At 28.0% G+C, this 18,624-nt stretch carries 22 protein-coding genes, 2 tRNA genes and 2 rRNA genes; 6 read left to right on the forward strand and 20 right to left on the reverse strand.

Features of this window, described 5'->3' with window-relative positions; translation table 11 throughout:
* Positions 1-10: 10 nt before the first annotated feature.
* The 3 genes from radA to H9660_RS04125 form a co-directional block, all read right to left on the reverse strand.
* A complete protein-coding gene (gene radA / locus H9660_RS04115; RefSeq protein WP_191748822.1) occupies positions 11-1,375 on the reverse strand; it encodes a DNA repair protein RadA in 1,365 nt (454 codons plus the stop codon).
* Positions 1,376-1,520: 145 nt separating this feature from the next.
* Positions 1,521-2,246, reverse strand: a complete 726-nt coding sequence (gene nagB, locus H9660_RS04120) for a glucosamine-6-phosphate deaminase (protein ID WP_191748824.1) — start codon at positions 2,244-2,246, stop codon at positions 1,521-1,523.
* Positions 2,243-2,965 carry a GntR family transcriptional regulator gene (locus H9660_RS04125; protein ID WP_191748826.1) on the reverse strand — a complete coding sequence of 241 codons (723 nt, stop codon included), beginning with the start codon at positions 2,963-2,965 and terminating at the stop codon, positions 2,243-2,245. The genes nagB and H9660_RS04125 overlap by 4 nt, the downstream gene beginning before the upstream one ends.
* A 140-nt stretch (positions 2,966-3,105) precedes the next feature.
* Between H9660_RS04125 and H9660_RS04130 the strand changes: the two genes are divergently transcribed.
* Both H9660_RS04130 and H9660_RS04135 read left to right on the forward strand, forming a co-directional pair.
* Positions 3,106-3,267, forward strand: a complete 162-nt coding sequence (locus H9660_RS04130; protein ID WP_191748829.1) for a hypothetical protein — start codon at positions 3,106-3,108, stop codon at positions 3,265-3,267.
* A 141-nt stretch (positions 3,268-3,408) separates the two neighbouring features.
* The gene (locus tag H9660_RS04135; protein WP_191748831.1) at positions 3,409-3,636 is read left to right on the forward strand and encodes a glutaredoxin family protein; all 228 of its coding nucleotides are present in this window, start codon (positions 3,409-3,411) and stop codon (positions 3,634-3,636) included.
* An 81-nt stretch (positions 3,637-3,717) separates the two neighbouring features.
* Here H9660_RS04135 and H9660_RS04140 read toward each other — a convergent pair whose 3' ends face one another.
* The 5 genes from H9660_RS04140 to H9660_RS04160 all read right to left on the reverse strand — a co-directional run bounded on the left by H9660_RS04140 (position 3,718) and on the right by H9660_RS04160 (position 9,541).
* A complete protein-coding gene (locus H9660_RS04140; protein ID WP_191748832.1) occupies positions 3,718-5,175 on the reverse strand; it encodes an NADP-dependent glyceraldehyde-3-phosphate dehydrogenase in 1,458 nt (485 codons plus the stop codon).
* A 14-nt stretch (positions 5,176-5,189) separates the two neighbouring features.
* Complete coding sequence (locus tag H9660_RS04145) at positions 5,190-5,414, reverse strand: glutaredoxin family protein (RefSeq protein ID WP_191748834.1); 225 nt, start codon at positions 5,412-5,414, stop codon at positions 5,190-5,192.
* A 40-nt stretch (positions 5,415-5,454) separates the two neighbouring features.
* The gene (gene trxB / locus H9660_RS04150) at positions 5,455-6,396 is read right to left on the reverse strand and encodes a thioredoxin-disulfide reductase (RefSeq protein ID WP_191748836.1); all 942 of its coding nucleotides are present in this window, start codon (positions 6,394-6,396) and stop codon (positions 5,455-5,457) included.
* A 192-nt stretch (positions 6,397-6,588) separates the two neighbouring features.
* Positions 6,589-9,027, reverse strand: a complete 2,439-nt coding sequence (locus H9660_RS04155) for an ATP-dependent Clp protease ATP-binding subunit (RefSeq protein ID WP_191748838.1) — start codon at positions 9,025-9,027, stop codon at positions 6,589-6,591.
* A gap of 58 nt (positions 9,028-9,085) precedes the next feature.
* Positions 9,086-9,541, reverse strand: a complete 456-nt coding sequence (locus H9660_RS04160) for a CtsR family transcriptional regulator (RefSeq protein WP_191748840.1) — start codon at positions 9,539-9,541, stop codon at positions 9,086-9,088.
* A 142-nt stretch (positions 9,542-9,683) separates the two neighbouring features.
* On the opposite strand from H9660_RS04160, the gene H9660_RS04165 reads away from it, so the two are divergent.
* Entirely contained in the window at positions 9,684-10,337 is a 654-nt protein-coding gene (locus tag H9660_RS04165) for an MBL fold metallo-hydrolase (protein ID WP_191748842.1), read from the forward strand.
* 20 nt (positions 10,338-10,357) lie between these two features.
* Here H9660_RS04165 and H9660_RS04170 read toward each other — a convergent pair whose 3' ends face one another.
* The 7 genes from H9660_RS04170 to H9660_RS04200 all read right to left on the reverse strand — a co-directional run bounded on the left by H9660_RS04170 (position 10,358) and on the right by H9660_RS04200 (position 13,976).
* Positions 10,358-10,528: a DUF362 domain-containing protein gene (locus H9660_RS04170; RefSeq protein ID WP_066889771.1), complete on the reverse strand. Its 171-nt coding sequence runs from the start codon at positions 10,526-10,528 to the stop codon at positions 10,358-10,360.
* Between the two features lie 98 nt (positions 10,529-10,626).
* Entirely contained in the window at positions 10,627-10,830 is a 204-nt protein-coding gene (locus tag H9660_RS04175; RefSeq protein ID WP_191748844.1) for a heavy-metal-associated domain-containing protein, read from the reverse strand.
* Positions 10,831-10,845: 15 nt separating this feature from the next.
* On the reverse strand, positions 10,846-11,751 hold the full coding sequence (locus tag H9660_RS04180) for a PSP1 domain-containing protein (protein ID WP_191748846.1): 906 nt from the start codon (positions 11,749-11,751) through the stop codon (positions 10,846-10,848).
* Between the two features lie 2 nt (positions 11,752-11,753).
* Positions 11,754-12,689: a DNA polymerase III subunit delta' gene (locus H9660_RS04185; RefSeq protein WP_191748848.1), complete on the reverse strand. Its 936-nt coding sequence runs from the start codon at positions 12,687-12,689 to the stop codon at positions 11,754-11,756.
* A gap of 16 nt (positions 12,690-12,705) precedes the next feature.
* Complete coding sequence (locus H9660_RS04190) at positions 12,706-13,035, reverse strand: cyclic-di-AMP receptor (protein WP_066889762.1); 330 nt, start codon at positions 13,033-13,035, stop codon at positions 12,706-12,708.
* 87 nt (positions 13,036-13,122) lie between these two features.
* The gene (tmk, locus tag H9660_RS04195) at positions 13,123-13,752 is read right to left on the reverse strand and encodes a dTMP kinase (protein WP_191748850.1); all 630 of its coding nucleotides are present in this window, start codon (positions 13,750-13,752) and stop codon (positions 13,123-13,125) included.
* A gap of 8 nt (positions 13,753-13,760) precedes the next feature.
* Positions 13,761-13,976: a sigma factor G inhibitor Gin gene (locus H9660_RS04200; RefSeq protein WP_191748852.1), complete on the reverse strand. Its 216-nt coding sequence runs from the start codon at positions 13,974-13,976 to the stop codon at positions 13,761-13,763.
* A gap of 182 nt (positions 13,977-14,158) precedes the next feature.
* On the opposite strand from H9660_RS04200, the gene H9660_RS04205 reads away from it, so the two are divergent.
* Positions 14,159-15,310, forward strand: coding sequence for a zinc-binding metallopeptidase family protein (locus H9660_RS04205; protein WP_191748855.1), 1,152 nt, complete (start codon positions 14,159-14,161; stop codon positions 15,308-15,310).
* A 21-nt stretch (positions 15,311-15,331) separates the two neighbouring features.
* Here the strand turns inward: H9660_RS04205 and H9660_RS04210 are convergent, their stop codons facing one another.
* Entirely contained in the window at positions 15,332-15,844 is a 513-nt protein-coding gene (locus H9660_RS04210; protein WP_191748857.1) for a hypothetical protein, read from the reverse strand.
* Between the two features lie 280 nt (positions 15,845-16,124).
* On the opposite strand from H9660_RS04210, the gene H9660_RS04215 reads away from it, so the two are divergent.
* Together H9660_RS04215 and H9660_RS04220 are read left to right on the forward strand one after the other, a co-directional pair.
* Entirely contained in the window at positions 16,125-17,072 is a 948-nt protein-coding gene (locus H9660_RS04215) for a magnesium transporter CorA family protein (protein WP_191748859.1), read from the forward strand.
* A gap of 78 nt (positions 17,073-17,150) precedes the next feature.
* Positions 17,151-18,077 (forward strand): S66 peptidase family protein, encoded by a 927-nt coding sequence (locus H9660_RS04220; protein ID WP_191748860.1) that lies wholly within the window; start codon positions 17,151-17,153, stop codon positions 18,075-18,077.
* A 79-nt stretch (positions 18,078-18,156) separates the two neighbouring features.
* On the opposite strand, the gene H9660_RS04225 is transcribed toward H9660_RS04220, so the two are convergent.
* From H9660_RS04225 to H9660_RS04240, 4 genes are all read right to left on the reverse strand, one after another.
* Positions 18,157-18,231 (reverse strand) — tRNA-Cys (locus H9660_RS04225).
* Positions 18,232-18,236: 5 nt separating this feature from the next.
* Positions 18,237-18,312 (reverse strand) — tRNA-Phe (locus tag H9660_RS04230).
* Between the two features lie 6 nt (positions 18,313-18,318).
* Positions 18,319-18,435: ribosomal RNA gene (rrf, locus tag H9660_RS04235) — 5S ribosomal RNA — on the reverse strand.
* A gap of 114 nt (positions 18,436-18,549) precedes the next feature.
* A 23S ribosomal RNA gene (locus H9660_RS04240) occupies positions 18,550-18,624 on the reverse strand; the annotation flags it as partial.

Genomic DNA, 18,624 nt, shown 5'->3' on the forward strand with positions numbered 1-18,624 from the left:
CCCAATCTTATTAGAATATCTTATTAATAGCCTCTCTTAAATTGTTTACCCCTATAATGTTCATACTACTATTTACCTTATCCCTATTTCTTTCAGGAATTATAGCATTTTCAAAACCCATTTTCTCTGCTTCTTTTATTAATCTTTCACAAGAAGCCACCGGTCTAATTTCTCCTGTAAGTCCTACTTCACCAATAATTACAGTTCTTTGAAGCTTTAACCCAGTATTCTTAACACTTGATAGTAATGCTAATGCCAAGCCTAAGTCACCAGTAGTTCCATCTAAACTAAGTCCTCCAACAACATTGACATATACATCATATTTATAAAAAGGTACTCTTAATTTCTTTTCTAATACCGCTAATATAAGTCTTAATCTTTGATTATCTATACCTACAGCTGTTCTACTTGCTAAGTGTGTATTACTTTCACTTACTAAAGCTTGCATTTCAACTAAAATAGGTCTAGTTCCTTCCATTATACCTATTACAGTAGATCCTTCCTGATTAAAATTTGTATCTTCTAAGAATATTCTCGAAGGATCATATATTTCCTTTAGCCCCTCTTCAGCCATTTCAAATACTCCAATTTCACTTGTAGTTCCAAAACGGTTTTTCATTGTTCTAAGAACCCTAAATTCTTCCGTACGTTCTCCTTCAAAATATAATACTGTATCTACCATATGTTCAAGAACTCTAGGACCTGCTAATTCTCCTTGTTTAGTTACATGTGCTACTATAAAGAAAGGAATATTTTTATTTTTTCCTATTCTCATAATTGCATTTGAACACTCTTTAACTTGAGATACACTTCCTGGAGCTGATGTAATTGATTCTTTATATACAGTTTGAATGGAATCTATAATTACAAATATAGGATTTATTTCATTAATATATACTTCAATTAAATCTAAATTAGTTTCTGATACTATAAAGAGATTATCCGCATTAACTCCAAGCCTATCTCCCCTAATTTTTATTTGTTCTTCAGATTCTTCGCCTGAAACATATAATACTTTTCCATATTTTTTAGAAATAGAATCTGCCGTTTGTAGAAGAAGGGTGGATTTACCTATACCAGGATCTCCAGATATTAAAGTTAAGGATCCTCTTACTAATCCACCACCTAATACTCTGTTAAGCTCCTTTAACCCAGTATCATATCTTTCTTTTTCTCCTGATTTTATATCTCTTATGCTCTTTGGCATATTCTCTATTGCTCTTATAGTATTAACCTTAGATTTTACTTCTTTTGTAGTTTCTTTTATTTCTTCAGTTAAAGTATTCCATTTATTACAATCTGGACATTTTCCTAACCATTTAGGAGACTCATATCCACATTCTTGACAAACAAATATGGATTTAATCTTTGCCATAAATTTTACCTACCAATCTATTTATTTTTATATTAAATTACTATAAATACTATATCATAACAAATTCTAAAAACCAATTTCTATAATAAAAAAAGAGTTATAATAATTAGATTATTACAACTCTTTTATAAGCCTTATTTTCACTTTACAATAATTTAGCTGCATCTTCATCAACTATCACTACAACATCCCTATGCATCTGTAACATCGATGCTGGCATATTTGTACTTATTTTTCCGCTTACCATTCCTTTTACAGCTTCTGCTTTAGATTCTCCACTTGCTATAACTATTATTTTCTTTGATTTCATTATTCCGCCAAGTCCCATTGTTAAAGCCGTCTTTGGTACTTCATCTATTGTATCAAAAAATCTTGCATTTGCTTTTATTGTATCATCAGTTAATCCAGTTAAATGTGTTCCAGAAACTAAAGAAGTATCTGGCTCATTAAATGCTATGTGTCCATTATTGCCTATACCTAATAATTGAACATCTGTACCACCTAATTCAGCAATCTTAGCATCATAGTTTTTACATTCTTCTTCTATATTTTCAGCTAATCCATTTGGAACGTAGGTATTATTCTTATCTATATTTATATGGTTAAATAAAGTATTATTCATAAAATATCTATAGCTTTGAGGATGATCTCCACTTAAACCAACATATTCATCAAGGTTAACAGTAGTAACTTTTGAAAAATCAATTTCTCCTAATTGATTCATTTTTATTAATTCCTTGTACATACCTACTGGTGACCCACCTGTTGCTAGTCCTAGTATTGCTTTAGGATTATTTCTAATAATGTTAGCCATTTCATTAGCTGCTACTTTACTTAACTCATCATAATTCTTTGTTACTATTACCTTCATCGTATTTTCCCCTCTCTTCGCGATATATTTACCTCTAAGATAAATTTATCTGACCTGTATATGGCCTCTTCTAAAAATATCATTTTATTATTTAGATCATATGTTTTGCTAATAATTTTTAACATAGGTACTTGATTATCCACATCAAATATCTCTTTTAATTCATCATTCATAATAACGGAAACAATTGAGGATTGAGAGTAATCTACTTTATATCCGAAGTCTTCTAATATTTTAAATAATGATCCTTTTAACATTTCTTCATCTATATATCCACAGTAATCTACTGGTATATAAACTCTTTCAAGAGCAACACATTCTTCATCAACAATACGTTTTCTAGTTATTTTATATAATTCATCTAATGAAAAAATGTCACTTAAATCATCTGGCGTTTCAATTTTTTCAAATTCTACTAATTCAGATCTTAATTTTTTTCCCATTTGTTTTATTATTTCAGTAAAACTCATCATATCCTTTTGTTTAAAGGTTTGTTCACATACAAATGTTCCCTTTCCCTTAACTCTTAGTAGAATTCCTTCTTGTACTAATTCACCAATAGCTTGTCTTATAGTCATTCTACTAACTCCATATATTTCACATAACTCTCTTTCACTCGCTATACAATCTCCAGGTTTCCATACCCCCTCAGAAATCTTAGATATTAAATCATTTTTAAGTTGATAGTACACTGGAATTGGACTACTTTTATCTATCATTATGAACCCTCCTATAAATATTATATTAAAACTAGTTATAGATGTCTAGACCAGTTAAAAACTTTCTATATTTTTTATTTTGTCATAAAAAATAAAATTTTGAGAAAAATAATCTTATACTTAATAAAGGAGTTGATATTTTGGTTAGTAGAGATTATTTTTCCAATATGCCTTCAAAAAATGTATTACGTGAAGGCAAAGATAAAAATTTATCTGAAAATATACACTTAGATCATAAATATACATCTTTAGATAATATGATTCTTAACTCCAACCTAGAAAATCAAAATATAATTAAATAGTTTATACTTCTATTTGATATGATACCATATTCTTTATTTTTATAAAATCATGTATAGATATTGAATTTATTTTGAAAATGGTGTAAACTTTATATTAAATAATATTAATTATCTATTGATAATTAAAAAGGAGGATTAACAATGGTTAAAGTTTATAGTACAAACTCTTGTCCATGGTGCGTAAAAGCAAAAAATTACTTAAAATCAGTAAATGTTGAATTTGAAGAATTTAATGTTCAAGAAGATATGATGGCTAGAGATGAAATGATAAATAAATCAAAACAAATGGGAGTTCCTGTTTTAGATATAAATGGTACTGTTATAGTTGGTTTTGATAAAAATGCTATTGATAAAGCTTTAAATATTTAATTTAAAACTTATTAATTGTATTAATACTTTTATAGTTTAAAATTAAAGAGGACTGTTTTTTAACAGTCCTCTTTAATTATGCTATTTTCCTATATTAATTACAGTCGCCTTAGGTCTTGACATAGCCTCAATTGAATACTTTATACCTTGAGTTCCTACTCCTGAAGCTTTAACACCTAGGAATGGGAAATGATCTGGACCTCTTTCAGTTTTATTATTTACTTGAACTGTACCAACTTCTAATCTTTCAGCTACATAAAAAGCTTCATTTATATTTTCTGTAAATACTGATGATTGTAATCCATATTCAGATTTATTAGCAATATCTATTGCTTCATCTTTGTCCTTTACTCTAATTACTGGTAATACAGGACCAAATGGTTCTTCCCAAGCTAATCTCATATCAGTTGTTACATGATCAAATAAAGTTGGATAAATTAAATTTTCCTCTCTCTTTCCACCAACTAATAAATGAGCTCCTTTTTCTCTTGCATCATCAATTAATTCCCAAACAAAGTCGGCCGCTTTATTATCTATTAAAGGAACTACTTCTGCACCATCTACAGGGTTTCCAACCTTTAATTTTTCAACTTTTTCTTTAACTTTTTTAACTAATTCATCTGCTACTTCATCAACTACTAGTATTCTCTTAACAGCTGTACATCTTTGTCCTGAATATGAATAAGCTCCTGCAACTATATTTGATGCTGCTAAATCTAAGTTTGCATCTTTTAATACTATAGCTGCATCCTTACCACCAAGTTCCATTAATAATGGTACCATGCTAGTTATTTTAGAAATTCTAGAACCTACTTCTGTACTTCCTGTAAAGTTTATAAAGTCAATCTCAGGATGAGTAACTATATAATCTCCTATTTCACTACCTCTTCCAGTAATAGTATTTAATACTCCAGCTGGAACTCCTGCTTGTTCAAATACTTTAGCTAAATACAATCCACATAAACTTCCTTGTGTTGCAGGCTTTAAAACTACTGAATTTCCTGCAATTAAAGCAGGTGCAATTTTTGAAGCTGCTAAATTTATTGGATAGTTAAATGGTGATATAGCTAAAACTACACCTAAAGCTTCTCTTGTAACTAAAGATATCTTATTTTTCTTAAACCCTGGGAAACTATCTCCTGGAATACTTTCACCAGATAGATTTTTTGCTGTATCAGCTGTAAACTTAATATAATCAGCAGATCTTAATATCTCAGATTCAGAAGATTTCTTATCTTTTCCAATTTCTCTCATCATTATATCTGACATTTCATCTACTTTTTCTATTAATAAGTCTGCTGCCTTATATAATATTTCTGCTCTTTCATTTACAGGAACGTTTTTCCATAATTTTTGAGCTTCATCTGCACTCTTAATTGCAAAGTCTACCTCTTCTTTTGTCATGGCTGGAACTTTTCCTACCAAACAATTTCCTATAGGTGAATAAATATCTATAAATTTATTACTACTACTTGTTATCCATTGACCATTAACTAAATTTTTAAAAGTTAATTCCTCTCCTACTATACAATTAAACATTGTTTGCCCCTTTCTTACTTCTTTGCTAATTCTATTTTATTTTTATCAAACCCTACTATTATCTCTCCATCTATATCAATAACAGGAACAGTTCTTTGTCCTGAAACCTTAAATACTTCTTCTCTATCTTCGTGTTTATCTGCTACGTTTATTTCTTTGTATTCCCAGCCTTTCATATCGAAAAACTTTTTTGCCTTTACACATGATGGACACCATGAAGTTGAATATATTTTTATCATATTATCTCTCCTTATTTTGCTTAATTTACTTTTTTATTTATTACTTACTTTTCTTCTTTTCAACTATAACTTTTTCTGCTTGTAATGCTGCTATAGTTCCATCAGCAACTGCTGTTGTTATTTGTCTATATTCCTTTTCCCTAACATCTCCAGCTGCAAAAACTCCATGAACCTTAGTTCTCATAAGTTCATCTGTTTTAATATTACCTGTAGGTGTTAATTCTATAAATTCTTTAAAATGAGCTGTTTTTGGCTCTGTTCCTATGAATCCAAATATAGCATCCATATCCATTACTTTTTCGCTACCATCTATAGTATTTTTTATTATAGCTTTTTGCATGAAATCTTCACCATCAACATTAACCAAATCTTCATTAAATAATACTTCTATTTTAGGATGATTCATAACCTCATCTATAGTTGTTTTTTCTCCCTTGAAATAGTCATATCTTCTTATCATATATACTTTAGATGCAAACTTAGTTAGGAATAAAGCTTCCTCTAATGCAGAGTTTCCTCCTCCAACTACACCAACTACTTTTCCTTCATACATTGCTCCATCACATACTGCACAATAATGTATTCCCTTTCCAGAGAATTTTTCTTCATTCGGGATAGGTAATTTTCTAGGAGTTGCTCCTGTTGCTATAATTACTGAATCTGCTTTGTATATATAACTACTAGTTTCGATTATTTTTTCATCGTCACTAAAATTAACTTTTTCAATCATATCAAACTCATCAATTTCAGCCCCAAGCTCTTCTGCTTGTTGTTGCATTACATCAGCAAGGTCTGAACCTGAAATACTTTTAAATCCTGGGTAGTTTTCAATTGTATAACTATTTCTAACTTGCCCACCTACTATTTGATCTTCTATTAAAAGCATATCTAACTTTGCTCTACTTGCATAAATAGCAGCAGTTAAACCAGCTGGGCCACCACCAATTATTATAAGTTCTTTATGTTTTATCTCTTTACTCATACTTCTCTCCTCCTACCCCCCAGGGGTATATTCTTTATATTAATTATATGCTTCTATATTTTAAATTGCAACTATTTTTATATAATAATTTTTATTAATTCTATATTTATTATCTTTTTTATAGTATTAAACTATTAATATTTTATTATTACAAACAAAAGAAAGATTTCCTAAAAGAAATCTTTCTCTATACTATGATATATGCTTAAAATAAAGTTCTTCTCCATTGCAATAAACTTCTAAATTATCTCCACCCTTAATACAGCCTTTTAGCATTTCCTCACTCAACTTATCTTCTAACTCTTTTGCAATTATTCTTCTTAAAGGTCTTGCTCCATAATTAATATCTACCCCTTTATTTACCAAAAACTTTTTGCTCTCTTCATTTAAATTTATTGTTATCTTTCTCTCTCTTAATTTATCTATTGTATTATTAAGCATTAAATTAATAATTTTTAATATATCCTTATCTTTTAATTTTTCAAAAACTATTACTTCATCTACTCTATTTAAAAATTCTGGTTTAAATTGCTTTTTTATTTCTTCCATTATATTTTTTTTCATATTTTGATATTCATTCTTTTCAAAAGCACCCTCATTTAAAAATCCAACTGTACTTTGCTTTTTAATATCATGAGCTCCAACATTTGATGTCATTATAATAATAGTATTTTTAAAATTAACAGTTCTACCTTTACTATCAGTTAACTTCCCGTCTTCCATAATTTGAAGTAAAATATTAAATACATCTGGATGAGCCTTTTCGATTTCATCTAATAAAACTACAGAATAAGGATTCCTTCTAACAGATTCAGTTAACTGTCCTCCTTCTTCATATCCAATATATCCTGGAGGTGCTCCTATAAGTCTTGATACAGAATGTTTTTCCATGTATTCAGACATATCTATTCGTATTAAATTTTTTTTATTCCCAAACATTACTTCTGCCAATGTATTAGAAAGCTCTGTTTTCCCAACTCCAGTTGGCCCACAAAATATAAATGTCCCTATAGGTCTATTAGGATCCTTTAACCCAACCCTTGCTCTTCTCACAGCTTTTGATACAGAAGTTACAGCTTCCTTTTGACCTATAACTCTCTCTTGAAGAATATCTTCTAATCTCAATAGCCTTTCTGATTCTTCTTCAGTTAGCTTTTCAACAGGAATCTTTGACCAATCTGATACTACTCTTGCTATTTGTTCTTTATTTACTACATTATTAAATTCACTTATATTATAGGTGCCTTTTAATGTATCTAACTTATCTTTTATTTGTTTTTCTTCATCTCTTAAATAAGCTGCTCTTTCAAAGCTTTGACTTTTAATTGCAAGCTTTTTATATCTACAAATATCATCTAAGCTTTTTTTCAAGTCAACTACTTCTGGTGAAGAAACTAAATTTTCAATTCTAACCTTTGCTGAAGCTTCATCTATTAAATCAATAGCCTTATCTGGCATAAATCTATCTGTTATATACCTACTTGATAATTCAACAGCTGCCTCTAAAGCTTGATCTTCAATTTTTACCATATGATGAACTTCATATTTTTCTCTAAGTCCTTTTAATATTTCTAATGTTTCTTCTAATGATGGCTCTTCTACCATAACTGGTTGAAATCTTCTTTCTAATGCTGAATCTTTTTCTATATATTTTCTATATTCATCTATAGTTGTAGCTCCAATACACTTTATTTCACCTCTAGCTAATGCTGGCTTAAGTATATTTGATGCATCTATTGCTCCTTCAGCACCACCAGCTCCAACTATGGTATGAATTTCGTCTATAAACACAATAACTTCTTGAGAATTTATTATTTCATCCATTACCTTTTTTAATCTGTCTTCAAATTCCCCTCTATATTTAGCTCCTGCTATCATTGCTGTTAAATCTAATGATATTACAGATTTATCTTTTAATATTTCAGGAATATTTCCTTCTGCTATCATTTGAGCTAACCCTTCTACAACAGCAGTTTTACCAACTCCAGGTTCCCCTATTAGACAAGGATTATTTTTCCCTCTTCTACATAATATCTCAAGAATTCTCTTATTTTCTTTTTTTCTACCTATAACAGGATCTAACTTACCTTCCTTTGCTAATAAAGTTAAGTTTTTACCATATTGATTTAACATAGGAGTTTTAACTCCGCTTTTTTTATTTTTATCATCTGATGACTTTAAATCTTTCACAGTATTTTTATTTAAAAAATTAGTAAGCTCGCTCCTCACAATTTTTAAATCTACTTTCATACTAGAAATTATAGTATATGCTATACTCTCAATATCATCTAATAATGCTAAAAGAATATGTTCAGGATTTATATAATTATGATTATACATCATAGATTTAGTTAAACTGTCATCAAATGCTCTTTTAGTTTTTGGATTTAAAAGCATTTCTCCAATTGAAATATCTATATCACCAAACCCTAAATATTCATCTATACAATCTCTAGCTTTATCTATAGTTATTCCATTAATATATAATACTTTTTTAGCAAAACCGCCTTCCTTTAATATCCCTAAAAGAACATGTTCTGTTCCTATATATCCATGTTTAAAGTACTGTGACTCCTTTTGAGCTTCCAAAAGCACTATTTGTGATCTCTCTGTAAATTTATCAAAAACCATAAATACCTCCATACCCTATTGCTAAATTATATTAACAGATAACTATCTATAACATACATTAAGATAACACTATTGCTAAAATTCCCTTAAGCATATCTGCTCTAAGTTTATTTTTATCTTCAACTGATGCTAAAGTTCTATCATTTAAAGAAATCTTAATAATCTCACATTCCTTATCAGTAATAGATTTAGTATCTTTTAAATGATTTAAAATAGATAAAGAATTTCCATAGGTAATACTTTCTCCTATTGAATTATTTATTAATTTTAATCTTTCAGACCTATCTTCGTATGTTACTTTTTTTATAACTATACATCCTCCCCCACCTCTTTTGCTTTCTATAATATATCCCTTTTCATAAGTAAATCTAGTAGTTAAAACATAATTTATTTGAGATGGCGCACAGGAAAATTTATCTGCTAATTCATTTCTCTGAATTAATATCTGACTTTCTCTTTTTTGATTTAATAAATCTTTTATAAAATTTTCTATTGTATCTGAAATTCTTGCCATATATTCACCTTCTTAAACTTAATTTTAAAATTGACCTTCTTTGACTTTTATTATATATTATTAGCTCTATTATGTCTAATTATTATATTTTATTAGAATTATGTTTTCCTTTTTGGTTTAAACTATATAAGAGGTGTTTTATATGGAAATTAAATGGCTTGGTCATACTAGTTTTTTAATAAAAAGTTCATTAGGAAAAAAAATACTTATTGACCCAATACAAATTTATCCCTATATACAAAAATATGATTTAAATACTGATATAATTACCTTTAGTCACTCTCATAATAATGAAATCATTAATTATTATATGAATAATAACTGTAAAATAATTAACTCAGCTACTAAATTTGAAAATAAAGATTTTTATATTGAGGGATTTAATAGTTTTAGAGATAATAATAATGGATTTAAAAGAGGTGAAAATATAATTTATACATTAGAAATAGATGATCTTAAACTTTGCCATCTTGGATCCCTTGGACATATATTAAGCGAAGATATGATAAAGAAATTATCAAATATTGATATTTTATTTATACCTATAGGTGGACATTTTTGTTTAGATGGGATTTCTGCTTTTAAACTAGCTTCCTATATTAATCCTAAATATATAATTCCTATGAGTTTTAAAACAACTTCACAGTATTTTTATTTAGATGGTCCATTAAAATTTTTATGTTCTTGTAAAAATGTACTTTATTCTGAATCTAATTATATCTATACTAATGATTTAGACTTTTCTAATAATAAAACTGTACTATTATTAAAAGAAAATAATAAAGAACCGCTATAATAGCGGTTCTTTATGTAGAATTATGCTTGTACCGGAGCTCCTACTGGACAAACATTTGCACAGTTTCCACAATCTATGCAAGTATCCTCATCGATAACGAATTGAGTATCTCCTTGGCTTATAGCATTAACTGGACATTCTGCAGCGCAAGCACCACAGTTGATGCATGAATCTTCGATTTTAAATGCCATTGTTAGTACCTCCTAATATTATGAATCTATTTCCATACCTATTTTATCATATGGGTAAAAATTTTAAAAGACCTCACGATAAATATTAAAATATTATTTTAGTTAACACTGTAACCAAGTTCTTCAATAGATGCTATTATGTTATCTAAAAGCGTAGCTTTCTCATCATAAACAATGTTAACTTCTTTTTTTGCTATACTTATTTCGCAAGCAATAACACCTTCATTATGAGATATCACATCTTTTATACTTATAACATCATCATTTGTATTAAGATTTGAAACCTTTAATACCACCTTCATTTAATCCCCTCCCCCTTAATTATCTTTTATTAAATCTTTTATTAGATTTTTATCTTCTGGTGAATCTATTTCTAATTTAATTTCAGATTCTTCTACAGAATCTTCATATCCACCCTCAATTAATTCTATATCATCTATCTTGAATTCTTCTACGACCTCTTCATCGCCTCTTCTATATTTAACTTTTACGTTTTCTTTAACAGTATTATTACCTATAACCTCACCACTGAAGTCACCCATTTTCACTATAGATCCAACCTTAGGTAATCTCTTTCTTATATCTTCATAAGTACTTTGCTCATAATTTAAACAACACATAAGTCTTCCACATATACCAGATATTTTAGTTGGATTTAGTGATAAGTTTTGTTCTTTAGCCATTTTTATTGATACTGAGGCAAAATCTCCTAAGAATGTAGAACAGCATAAAGATCTTCCACAAGGACCTAATCCCCCAAGCATTTTAGCTTCATCTCTTACTCCAATTTGTCTAAGTTCTATTCTTGTCTTAAAGATAGTTGCTAAATCCTTAACTAATTCTCTAAAATCAACTCTTCCATCAGCCGTAAAGTAAAATATAACTTTATTATTATCAAATGTATACTCTACATCTATTAACTTCATATTTAGACCATGTTCTTCTATTTTCTTTAAACATATGTCTAATGCATCTTTTTCCTTTACCTTATTTTCCTTATGTTTATTTATATCTTCTTCTTGAGCTACTCTAATAACACTCTTTAATGGAGCAACTATATCTGTTTCAGGTATTTCCTTTATACCTATAACACACTCTCCAAATTCTATTCCTCTTGCCGTTTCAACAACAACAAAATCACCTTTTTTAATATCTAAATCGCTCGGATCAAAATAATATATCTTTCCGGCCTTCTTAAATCTAACACCTATTACATTTATCATTATTAAACCTCCATAAAACCTATAAGCATAACCCTAATAGTTAATTGAAAATTAGAATTGCTTAGTAATGACTTTCTAGCCTCTCCTATTTTATCAATAATATTATTAAGTTTCTTATAGGACATTTCAATAGCTAATTTTTTTATACTTTCAACCTTATCCCCATTTATTATTCCATTAACATCATCGATTTCTTTATAAACTATTATATCTCTTATAAAGGAGGCTAAAATGTTTAATATATCTTCTTTTTTATCCTTAAACGCTACTATTTTTGTTTCAAAATCTAAAAGTTCTATAGAGTTACTCTTAATTATTAAATATAAAAGTTCTTCTAAAATGTTTCTTAATTCTTTTAATGATGAGTCTTTAAGGAAGGCCTCAGCCCTCCCTGGAACCCCTTCACTATAAGCAATAGCAGCATTAATTTCTTCTTCAGTAAAATCACTATTATTTATATTATCTAAATAAACTCTTATTTCTTCTTTATTTAAAGGCGATAACTTATAAATTTGGCATCTTGATTTTATAGTATCTAAAATTAATTCTAAACTCTCACATAATAATATTATAAAAACACCTTTAGGAGGCTCTTCTATAGTTTTTAGAAGTGCATTCTGTGCTTGTACTGTTAATTTATTTCCATCATAAATTATAATTACCTTTTTATCTCCCTCAAAAGGCTTCTTATTGATTTCCTCTACAATTTCTCTAACGTCATCAACCCCAAATGAAGCTTTTTTACACCTATAATTTATAATATCAATGTACTCTTTTTCTTCTAACTTACCTAATATATTTCTAGCAAATTTATTAGCTAAGTTACTTTTTCCAATACCATTAGGTCCTACAATTATATGTGCATGGGAAATTTCACCTAAGTCTACTCTTTTTTTGAAACTATCTATTATCATTTTATGTCCAATAAAGTTCCCCATTACACCCTCCAAAAAGTTATATTTTAATGAATTGATCAACATCTACTACGAATATTGTTGCTCCTCCAACTTCAATTTCAATTGGATAAGACATATACATATCCATATTTCCAGTTATAGGAGTTGGCGTAGTTATAATTTGCTTTCTAGTTTTACAAATATCTTCTACTACATCTATAACCTTCTGTACTTTATCTGCCTCTACACCAATTATTAATGTTGTATTACCAGATTTTAAAAAACCACCAGTTGATGCTAACTTAGTTACTCTAAACCCAGCTTCAGTAATTGCATCTACTAAATCTAACGCATCATCATCTTGTACCATAGCTATTACTAATTTCATATTAACCCCTCCGTAAAATATTCTCTTTATAATATTTTAACACAAAAGATATATAAATTAATTAAAAAGTTTATATTATATTTTATTTTATTTTATAAACTTTAAAATTACATTCTTAACTTCATTAAAAACTTCTTCTATAGATTTTTCAGCATTAATAACATGGAAATTTTCTTTATTTTCCTCTACTAATTTATGATACCCTTCTCTTACCTTGTTATGAAAATCAATTTTTTCTAAATCCAATCTATTAACTTCTCTATCTTTATTTTTATTTATTCTTGATAATCCTACTTCTGGAGATACATCAAATAAAATATTTAAATCAGGCATGTATTCTCCTACTGCAAATTTATTAATTTCAAATATTTCATTAACTCCAATTTCTCTTGCATACCCTTGATAAGCTAATGAAGAGAAAATAAATCTATCGCATAAAACTATCTTATTACTTTTTAGTTCTGGAATAACTTTTTCTACTAAATGTTGTCTTCTAGCTGCTGCATATAACAAAGCTTCTGTTTTACTATCCATTTCCGTATTTTCTTTATCCAAAATTATACTTCTTATATTTTCTGAAATTCTTATACCACCTGGTTCTCTAGTTTTAATACAATCTATTCCTTCTTCAAGCAAAAATTCATATATCATTTCTAATATAGTGCTTTTCCCTGAACCTTCTCCGCCTTCAAAAACTATAAATTTACCTTGTTTCATTTTTTACCTCATATTATTAGTTTGTATTTATTTAAAAGTCCTATTTTTATTCTTTCTTTATAAAAATCATATTCTAAATCATTTACTTTAATCCTTGAAATTATATCATAACAATTATGACATAATAAACTCTCATTAGCAATTATACCACCTAAATTTAACTCTTTTCTACAAGTCATACATTTATTTTTACTTTCATCAATTGATTTATTTATTAAATACATAAACCCACCCTTTTTTCTTTTTTATTATAATTCTCACCCTTATTATAAAATTTATACTTTATTAGAAATTTATCTTTATTACTCTCTACTTTTAATCTAAACTCTTTTAATTTCTAAAAAAATAAATAATTAATCTCTATTTAGGGAAAATTAAAAACATAATAAATTGGGAGGAAATTAAAATGAAACAAGAAATGATAACATATATAGAAAAATATAAAGATGATTTAAAAACTCTAAATAAATTTTTATATGAAAATCCAGAAAAAAGTTATGAAGAAACTAATTCTTGTAATTATATTTGCAATCTTTTAGAAAAATATAATTTTGAAGTAGAAAAGAATTTTCTTGATTTAAAAAATTCTTTCTATGCCTCTAAAGGAAATGGAAGCCCTAAGGTTTGTTTTCTATGTGAATATGATGCCATAGAAAATGAAGGTCATATTACTGGACATAATTTACTAACTACTACATCTGTAGCTGCCTCTTTAGCTTTAAGCTCTATTATTAATAAAATAGGTGGATCCGTTATCTTAATAGGCTGTCCTGGGGAATATTTAGGTGGTACAAAATCTGTTATGGTGAAACAAGGAGTTTTCGATGATATAGACATAGTTCTAGCTGCTCACCCTGATGTTGTAACCTGTGAAAGTGGAAGTTCTTCTGCAATTATTCCATTAAGCATTAAATTTTTAGGAAATAGTGGGCTTAGCTTTTTAAATAAAGATAATTACACATCATTAGACGGTATCCTTTTAACATTCAATATTTTAAATTCATTATTAAAAGGGTTTCCTAAAGATGTTGAAGTAAACTCAATATTATCTAAAGGTGGATTTACCCCTTTACTATTACCCATAGAATCAGAAGCTAAGTTTTATATAAGATCTAAAGAAATGGATGTAGCTAGAATTGTAGAAAATAAATTAAGAGAAATTGCTATTTATGTATCTAAGCTAATTAGAGTTCAAAATACAATTTCCCTTTATGAACCTGAAAATGAAGAATTAATTACTAATAGGACTCTAAATAGATTGTTTAGTCATAATTTAAAAGAAACAGGCATTATTAATATTGATGGACCAAGAGATATATCTTCTGGTTTAAGCCTTGGAATAGTAAGTAAAAAGGTTCCAAGCATTCAACCTTTCTTTTCTATAATTAAAGATAATAACATAAAATATGGCACCAAAGATTTTGCTAAAGCTACTATATCTGATTATGCTATAGAAGAAGCTTTAAAAGTAGCCTTTGCTCTTGCTTTTACAGGATATGATATTATTTCAAAAGAAACTCTTCTTGTAGAAGTTCAAAATGAATTCTATAAAAAATAGGCTCTAGATAGAGCCTATTTTTTATATACTTCTATTTAATTTACACTGTAATTTGCCATGTCTTATTATTTTATCAATAAACTTGTCACTTGGTTGGAATTTTATCTTTTCAAATTTATTTCCATTCTTATAAATACAATAATAAGATCTAGCTCCAACTCTATTGCACAAATATTTCTTGTATCTATGAATAAACTTATATTCAGAAGGTATATTAGATTTTGGTCCTATATAAACTACATCTGACATCCTTATACTCTCTAAATTTTTTTCTTCTTTATTACTTATCAAATTAATTATAAGCTTGTCCGCAATAACTGCATATTTATAAGAAACAAAACAACTTCTTATCTCTCTTACTACTAATACTGTAGTTATTATTATTAAAGCTCCATTAAATATGTGTCCAATTATATGCTGATTATATTTAGATCTTTCAACAGCTTCAGCTAAATAAAGTATAGCTGTAATTGAAAATAAAATCATTGTTATAACAGGAACTCTTTTTTTTGCAACAATTTCTCTATGCATCATTTTCTCATTAATCCCCCATTAAATATTACTCCAGTCTAATAAGCAATATCGTGATTATACTAATTATTTTTATATTTGACCAGATTTGTTTTCATCTAATAAAGATTATATTTTTGCCTTTATTCAAAGTTATAATGAATTATTCTATTCATTTGTATATTTACTATGAATTACTTCAATTATCTTCATATTTAAAATAAAAATTAAATTTATTAATTTTATCACAAAATCGATAATAAATAGTATAATTATCTATGTAATCTATTTAGGAGGTTTAAACATGATACAAATATATAAAAGTATTGGTGAAAATAACCCTTCACTAAAATCATTAGATAACTTAGAATCAGGATCTTGGATAAATATAATAGCTCCATCTGATGAGGAATTAATTTTGATTTCAAAAAAAACTGGAGTGCCATTATCCTTTTTAAAGGCTCCTTTAGATGATGAAGAAACCTCACGTATAGATATTGAGGACAATTGTTTATTAGTTATAGTAGATATTCCATTTACTGAAATGGAAGATAACTCATTGACATATGATACATATCCTTTAGCTATAATACATACTGAAAAACAAATAATAACTGTTTGCTTAAAAAATAGTAGAATACTAACAGATTTTATAAATGGAAAGGTAAAATCATTTTATACTTTTAAAAAATCAAGATTTATATTACAAATATTAAGTAAAATTTCTAACTCTTATCTAGTTTATTTAAGACAAATAGATAAGAAAAGTTTAATGATTGAAAAAAGGCTTCATAAATCTATGAAAAATAGAGAATTAATACAATTACATTCACTTGAGAAATCTTTAGTTTATTTCTCAACTTCACTTAAAGCTAATGAAATAACATTAGAAAAAATGTTAAAGCTTGATATAATGCAAAAATATGAAGAAGATCAAGATGTATTAGAAGATGTAATTATAGAAAATAAACAAGCAATAGAAATGACTGAAATTTATAGTAATATACTTGCTAGTACAATGGATTTCTTTGCTTCTGTTATTTCTAATAATTTAAACATAGTTATGAAAGTATTAGCTTCTGTAACTATATTAATGGCTATACCAACAGTTATTGGTGGTATATTCGGTATGAACTTCATCAGAATGCCTCTTATAAATAATGAATATGGTTTTGAAATAACTATGATTATAACATTGGTTTTAACCTTTGGCACAGCTTACTTACTTTATAAAAAAGATATGTTCACATAAAAATAAAGCTAGCTTTGTACTAGCTTTATTTTTTTATAATATATTAAAATATAACTATTATAAAAGTAGGTGTATTTTTTGTTTAAAAGAAAACTTAAACCTCTAGAAAAATCAGCAACAATTGGAATAGTAGCTCCTGCTTCTCCAGAATCTCCAGAAATAATTGATTCAAAGATAGAAATCTTTCAAAATCTAGGTTTTAAAATAAAGAAAGGAAAACACTTATACGATAAAAATGGCTATTTAGCAGGAAATGATAAGGATAGAGCAGAAGACTTAAATTCTATGTTTTTAGATAAAAATATAGATGCAATAGTTTGCCTTAGAGGTGGCTATGGTTCAATTAGAATGGTTCCTTATTTAGATTTAAAAGGTATAAAAAATAATCCTAAACCATTCTTCGGCTATAGTGATATAACTTTACTCTTAAACTATATAAGTAATAAATGTAACTTTCCAACTTTTCATGGTCCAATGATAACATCTAATTTCTATGATTTATTAACAAAAGAATTTTTTCTAAAACTACTTACACATACTAAAACGAAAATTATCTATAATTTAAATGATATTTGCTGTAATAATTATTTAATCTGGAACAAAAAGGATTTCTCTGGGAATATTGTAGGAGGAAACTTATCAATTATTTGTTATACTATAGGTACTCCATATGAAATAAACTTTAATAATAACATTCTTCTCATTGAAGATGTGGATGAAAGCCCCTACGCTGTGGATAGAATGCTATCACAACTCATATCTTGTGGAAAAATAACAAAACTATCTGGAATAATAATTGGATATTTTACTAATTGCATAAATAAAAATAATAATATAACTGTTGAGGAAATCCTCAAAGAAAAACTTTCGCCTTTTAATATCCCAATAATTCAAGGTGTTAAAATTGGTCATGATTATCCTAATATAACTTTGCCAATAGGAAGTAAATTTAAGTTTTCTTCTAAAGATGATTTATTAATTCAAAAAGATGTGATTTTTAAATAATTTAATTAGTAAATTTGTATATGTATAATCTCTTAAAATAACAAAAAAATCCTACAAATAATCTTGTAGGATTTTTATTTGGAGGCGCCACCCGGATTTGAACCGGGGAATAAAGGTTTTGCAGACCTCTGCCTTACCACTTGGCTATAGCGCCATACCTGGTGGCTCGACCAGGAATCGAACCAGGGACACGAGGATTTTCAGTCCTCTGCTCTACCGACTGAGCTATCGAGCCATAATAACCTGGCGACGTCCTACTCTCCCACACAGTCTCCCATGCAGTACCATCGGCGCTGTAGAGCTTAACTTTCCTGTTCGGAATGGAAAGGAGTGTTTCCTCTACGCCATCATCACCAGATGCTATGATTCTCCAAATCTTTGATTTGGCTAAGAATCTTGTACTCCTAAGCTTTGCTTAGTGAGTTTCCTTCAGAGTGTTCTCTGAAAATTGCACATGAATTAATAACTTTTTTTGGTCAAGCCCTCGACCTATTAGTATCAGTCAGCTAAATATGTTACCACACTTACACCTCTGACCTATCAACCT

This window comes from Clostridium gallinarum (genome assembly GCF_014836325.1).
In the GTDB taxonomy this organism is placed as follows: Bacteria; Bacillota; Clostridia; order Clostridiales; family Clostridiaceae; genus Clostridium; species Clostridium gallinarum.

Coding starts and splice junctions, on each gene's coding strand:
- radA (WP_191748822.1), bottom strand. CDS start 1,375: ATGGCAAAGATTAAATCCATATTTGTTTGTCAAGAATGTGGATATGAG.
- nagB (WP_191748824.1), bottom strand. CDS start 2,246: ATGAAGGTAATAGTAACAAAGAATTATGATGAGTTAAGTAAAGTAGCA.
- H9660_RS04125 (WP_191748826.1), bottom strand. CDS start 2,965: ATGATAGATAAAAGTAGTCCAATTCCAGTGTACTATCAACTTAAAAAT.
- H9660_RS04135 (WP_191748831.1), top strand. CDS start 3,409: ATGGTTAAAGTTTATAGTACAAACTCTTGTCCATGGTGCGTAAAAGCA.
- H9660_RS04140 (WP_191748832.1), bottom strand. CDS start 5,175: ATGTTTAATTGTATAGTAGGAGAGGAATTAACTTTTAAAAATTTAGTT.
- H9660_RS04145 (WP_191748834.1), bottom strand. CDS start 5,414: ATGATAAAAATATATTCAACTTCATGGTGTCCATCATGTGTAAAGGCA.
- trxB (WP_191748836.1), bottom strand. CDS start 6,396: ATGAGTAAAGAGATAAAACATAAAGAACTTATAATAATTGGTGGTGGC.
- H9660_RS04155 (WP_191748838.1), bottom strand. CDS start 9,027: ATGGTTTTTGATAAATTTACAGAGAGATCACAAATAGTGCTTTTGGAA.
- H9660_RS04160 (WP_191748840.1), bottom strand. CDS start 9,541: ATGGCAAGAATTTCAGATACAATAGAAAATTTTATAAAAGATTTATTA.
- H9660_RS04165 (WP_191748842.1), top strand. CDS start 9,684: ATGGAAATTAAATGGCTTGGTCATACTAGTTTTTTAATAAAAAGTTCA.
- H9660_RS04170 (WP_066889771.1), bottom strand. CDS start 10,528: ATGGCATTTAAAATCGAAGATTCATGCATCAACTGTGGTGCTTGCGCT.
- H9660_RS04175 (WP_191748844.1), bottom strand. CDS start 10,830: ATGAAGGTGGTATTAAAGGTTTCAAATCTTAATACAAATGATGATGTT.
- H9660_RS04180 (WP_191748846.1), bottom strand. CDS start 11,751: ATGATAAATGTAATAGGTGTTAGATTTAAGAAGGCCGGAAAGATATAT.
- H9660_RS04185 (WP_191748848.1), bottom strand. CDS start 12,689: ATGGGGAACTTTATTGGACATAAAATGATAATAGATAGTTTCAAAAAA.
- H9660_RS04190 (WP_066889762.1), bottom strand. CDS start 13,035: ATGAAATTAGTAATAGCTATGGTACAAGATGATGATGCGTTAGATTTA.
- tmk (WP_191748850.1), bottom strand. CDS start 13,752: ATGAAACAAGGTAAATTTATAGTTTTTGAAGGCGGAGAAGGTTCAGGG.
- H9660_RS04200 (WP_191748852.1), bottom strand. CDS start 13,976: ATGTATTTAATAAATAAATCAATTGATGAAAGTAAAAATAAATGTATG.
- H9660_RS04205 (WP_191748855.1), top strand. CDS start 14,159: ATGAAACAAGAAATGATAACATATATAGAAAAATATAAAGATGATTTA.
- H9660_RS04210 (WP_191748857.1), bottom strand. CDS start 15,844: ATGATGCATAGAGAAATTGTTGCAAAAAAAAGAGTTCCTGTTATAACA.
- H9660_RS04215 (WP_191748859.1), top strand. CDS start 16,125: ATGATACAAATATATAAAAGTATTGGTGAAAATAACCCTTCACTAAAA.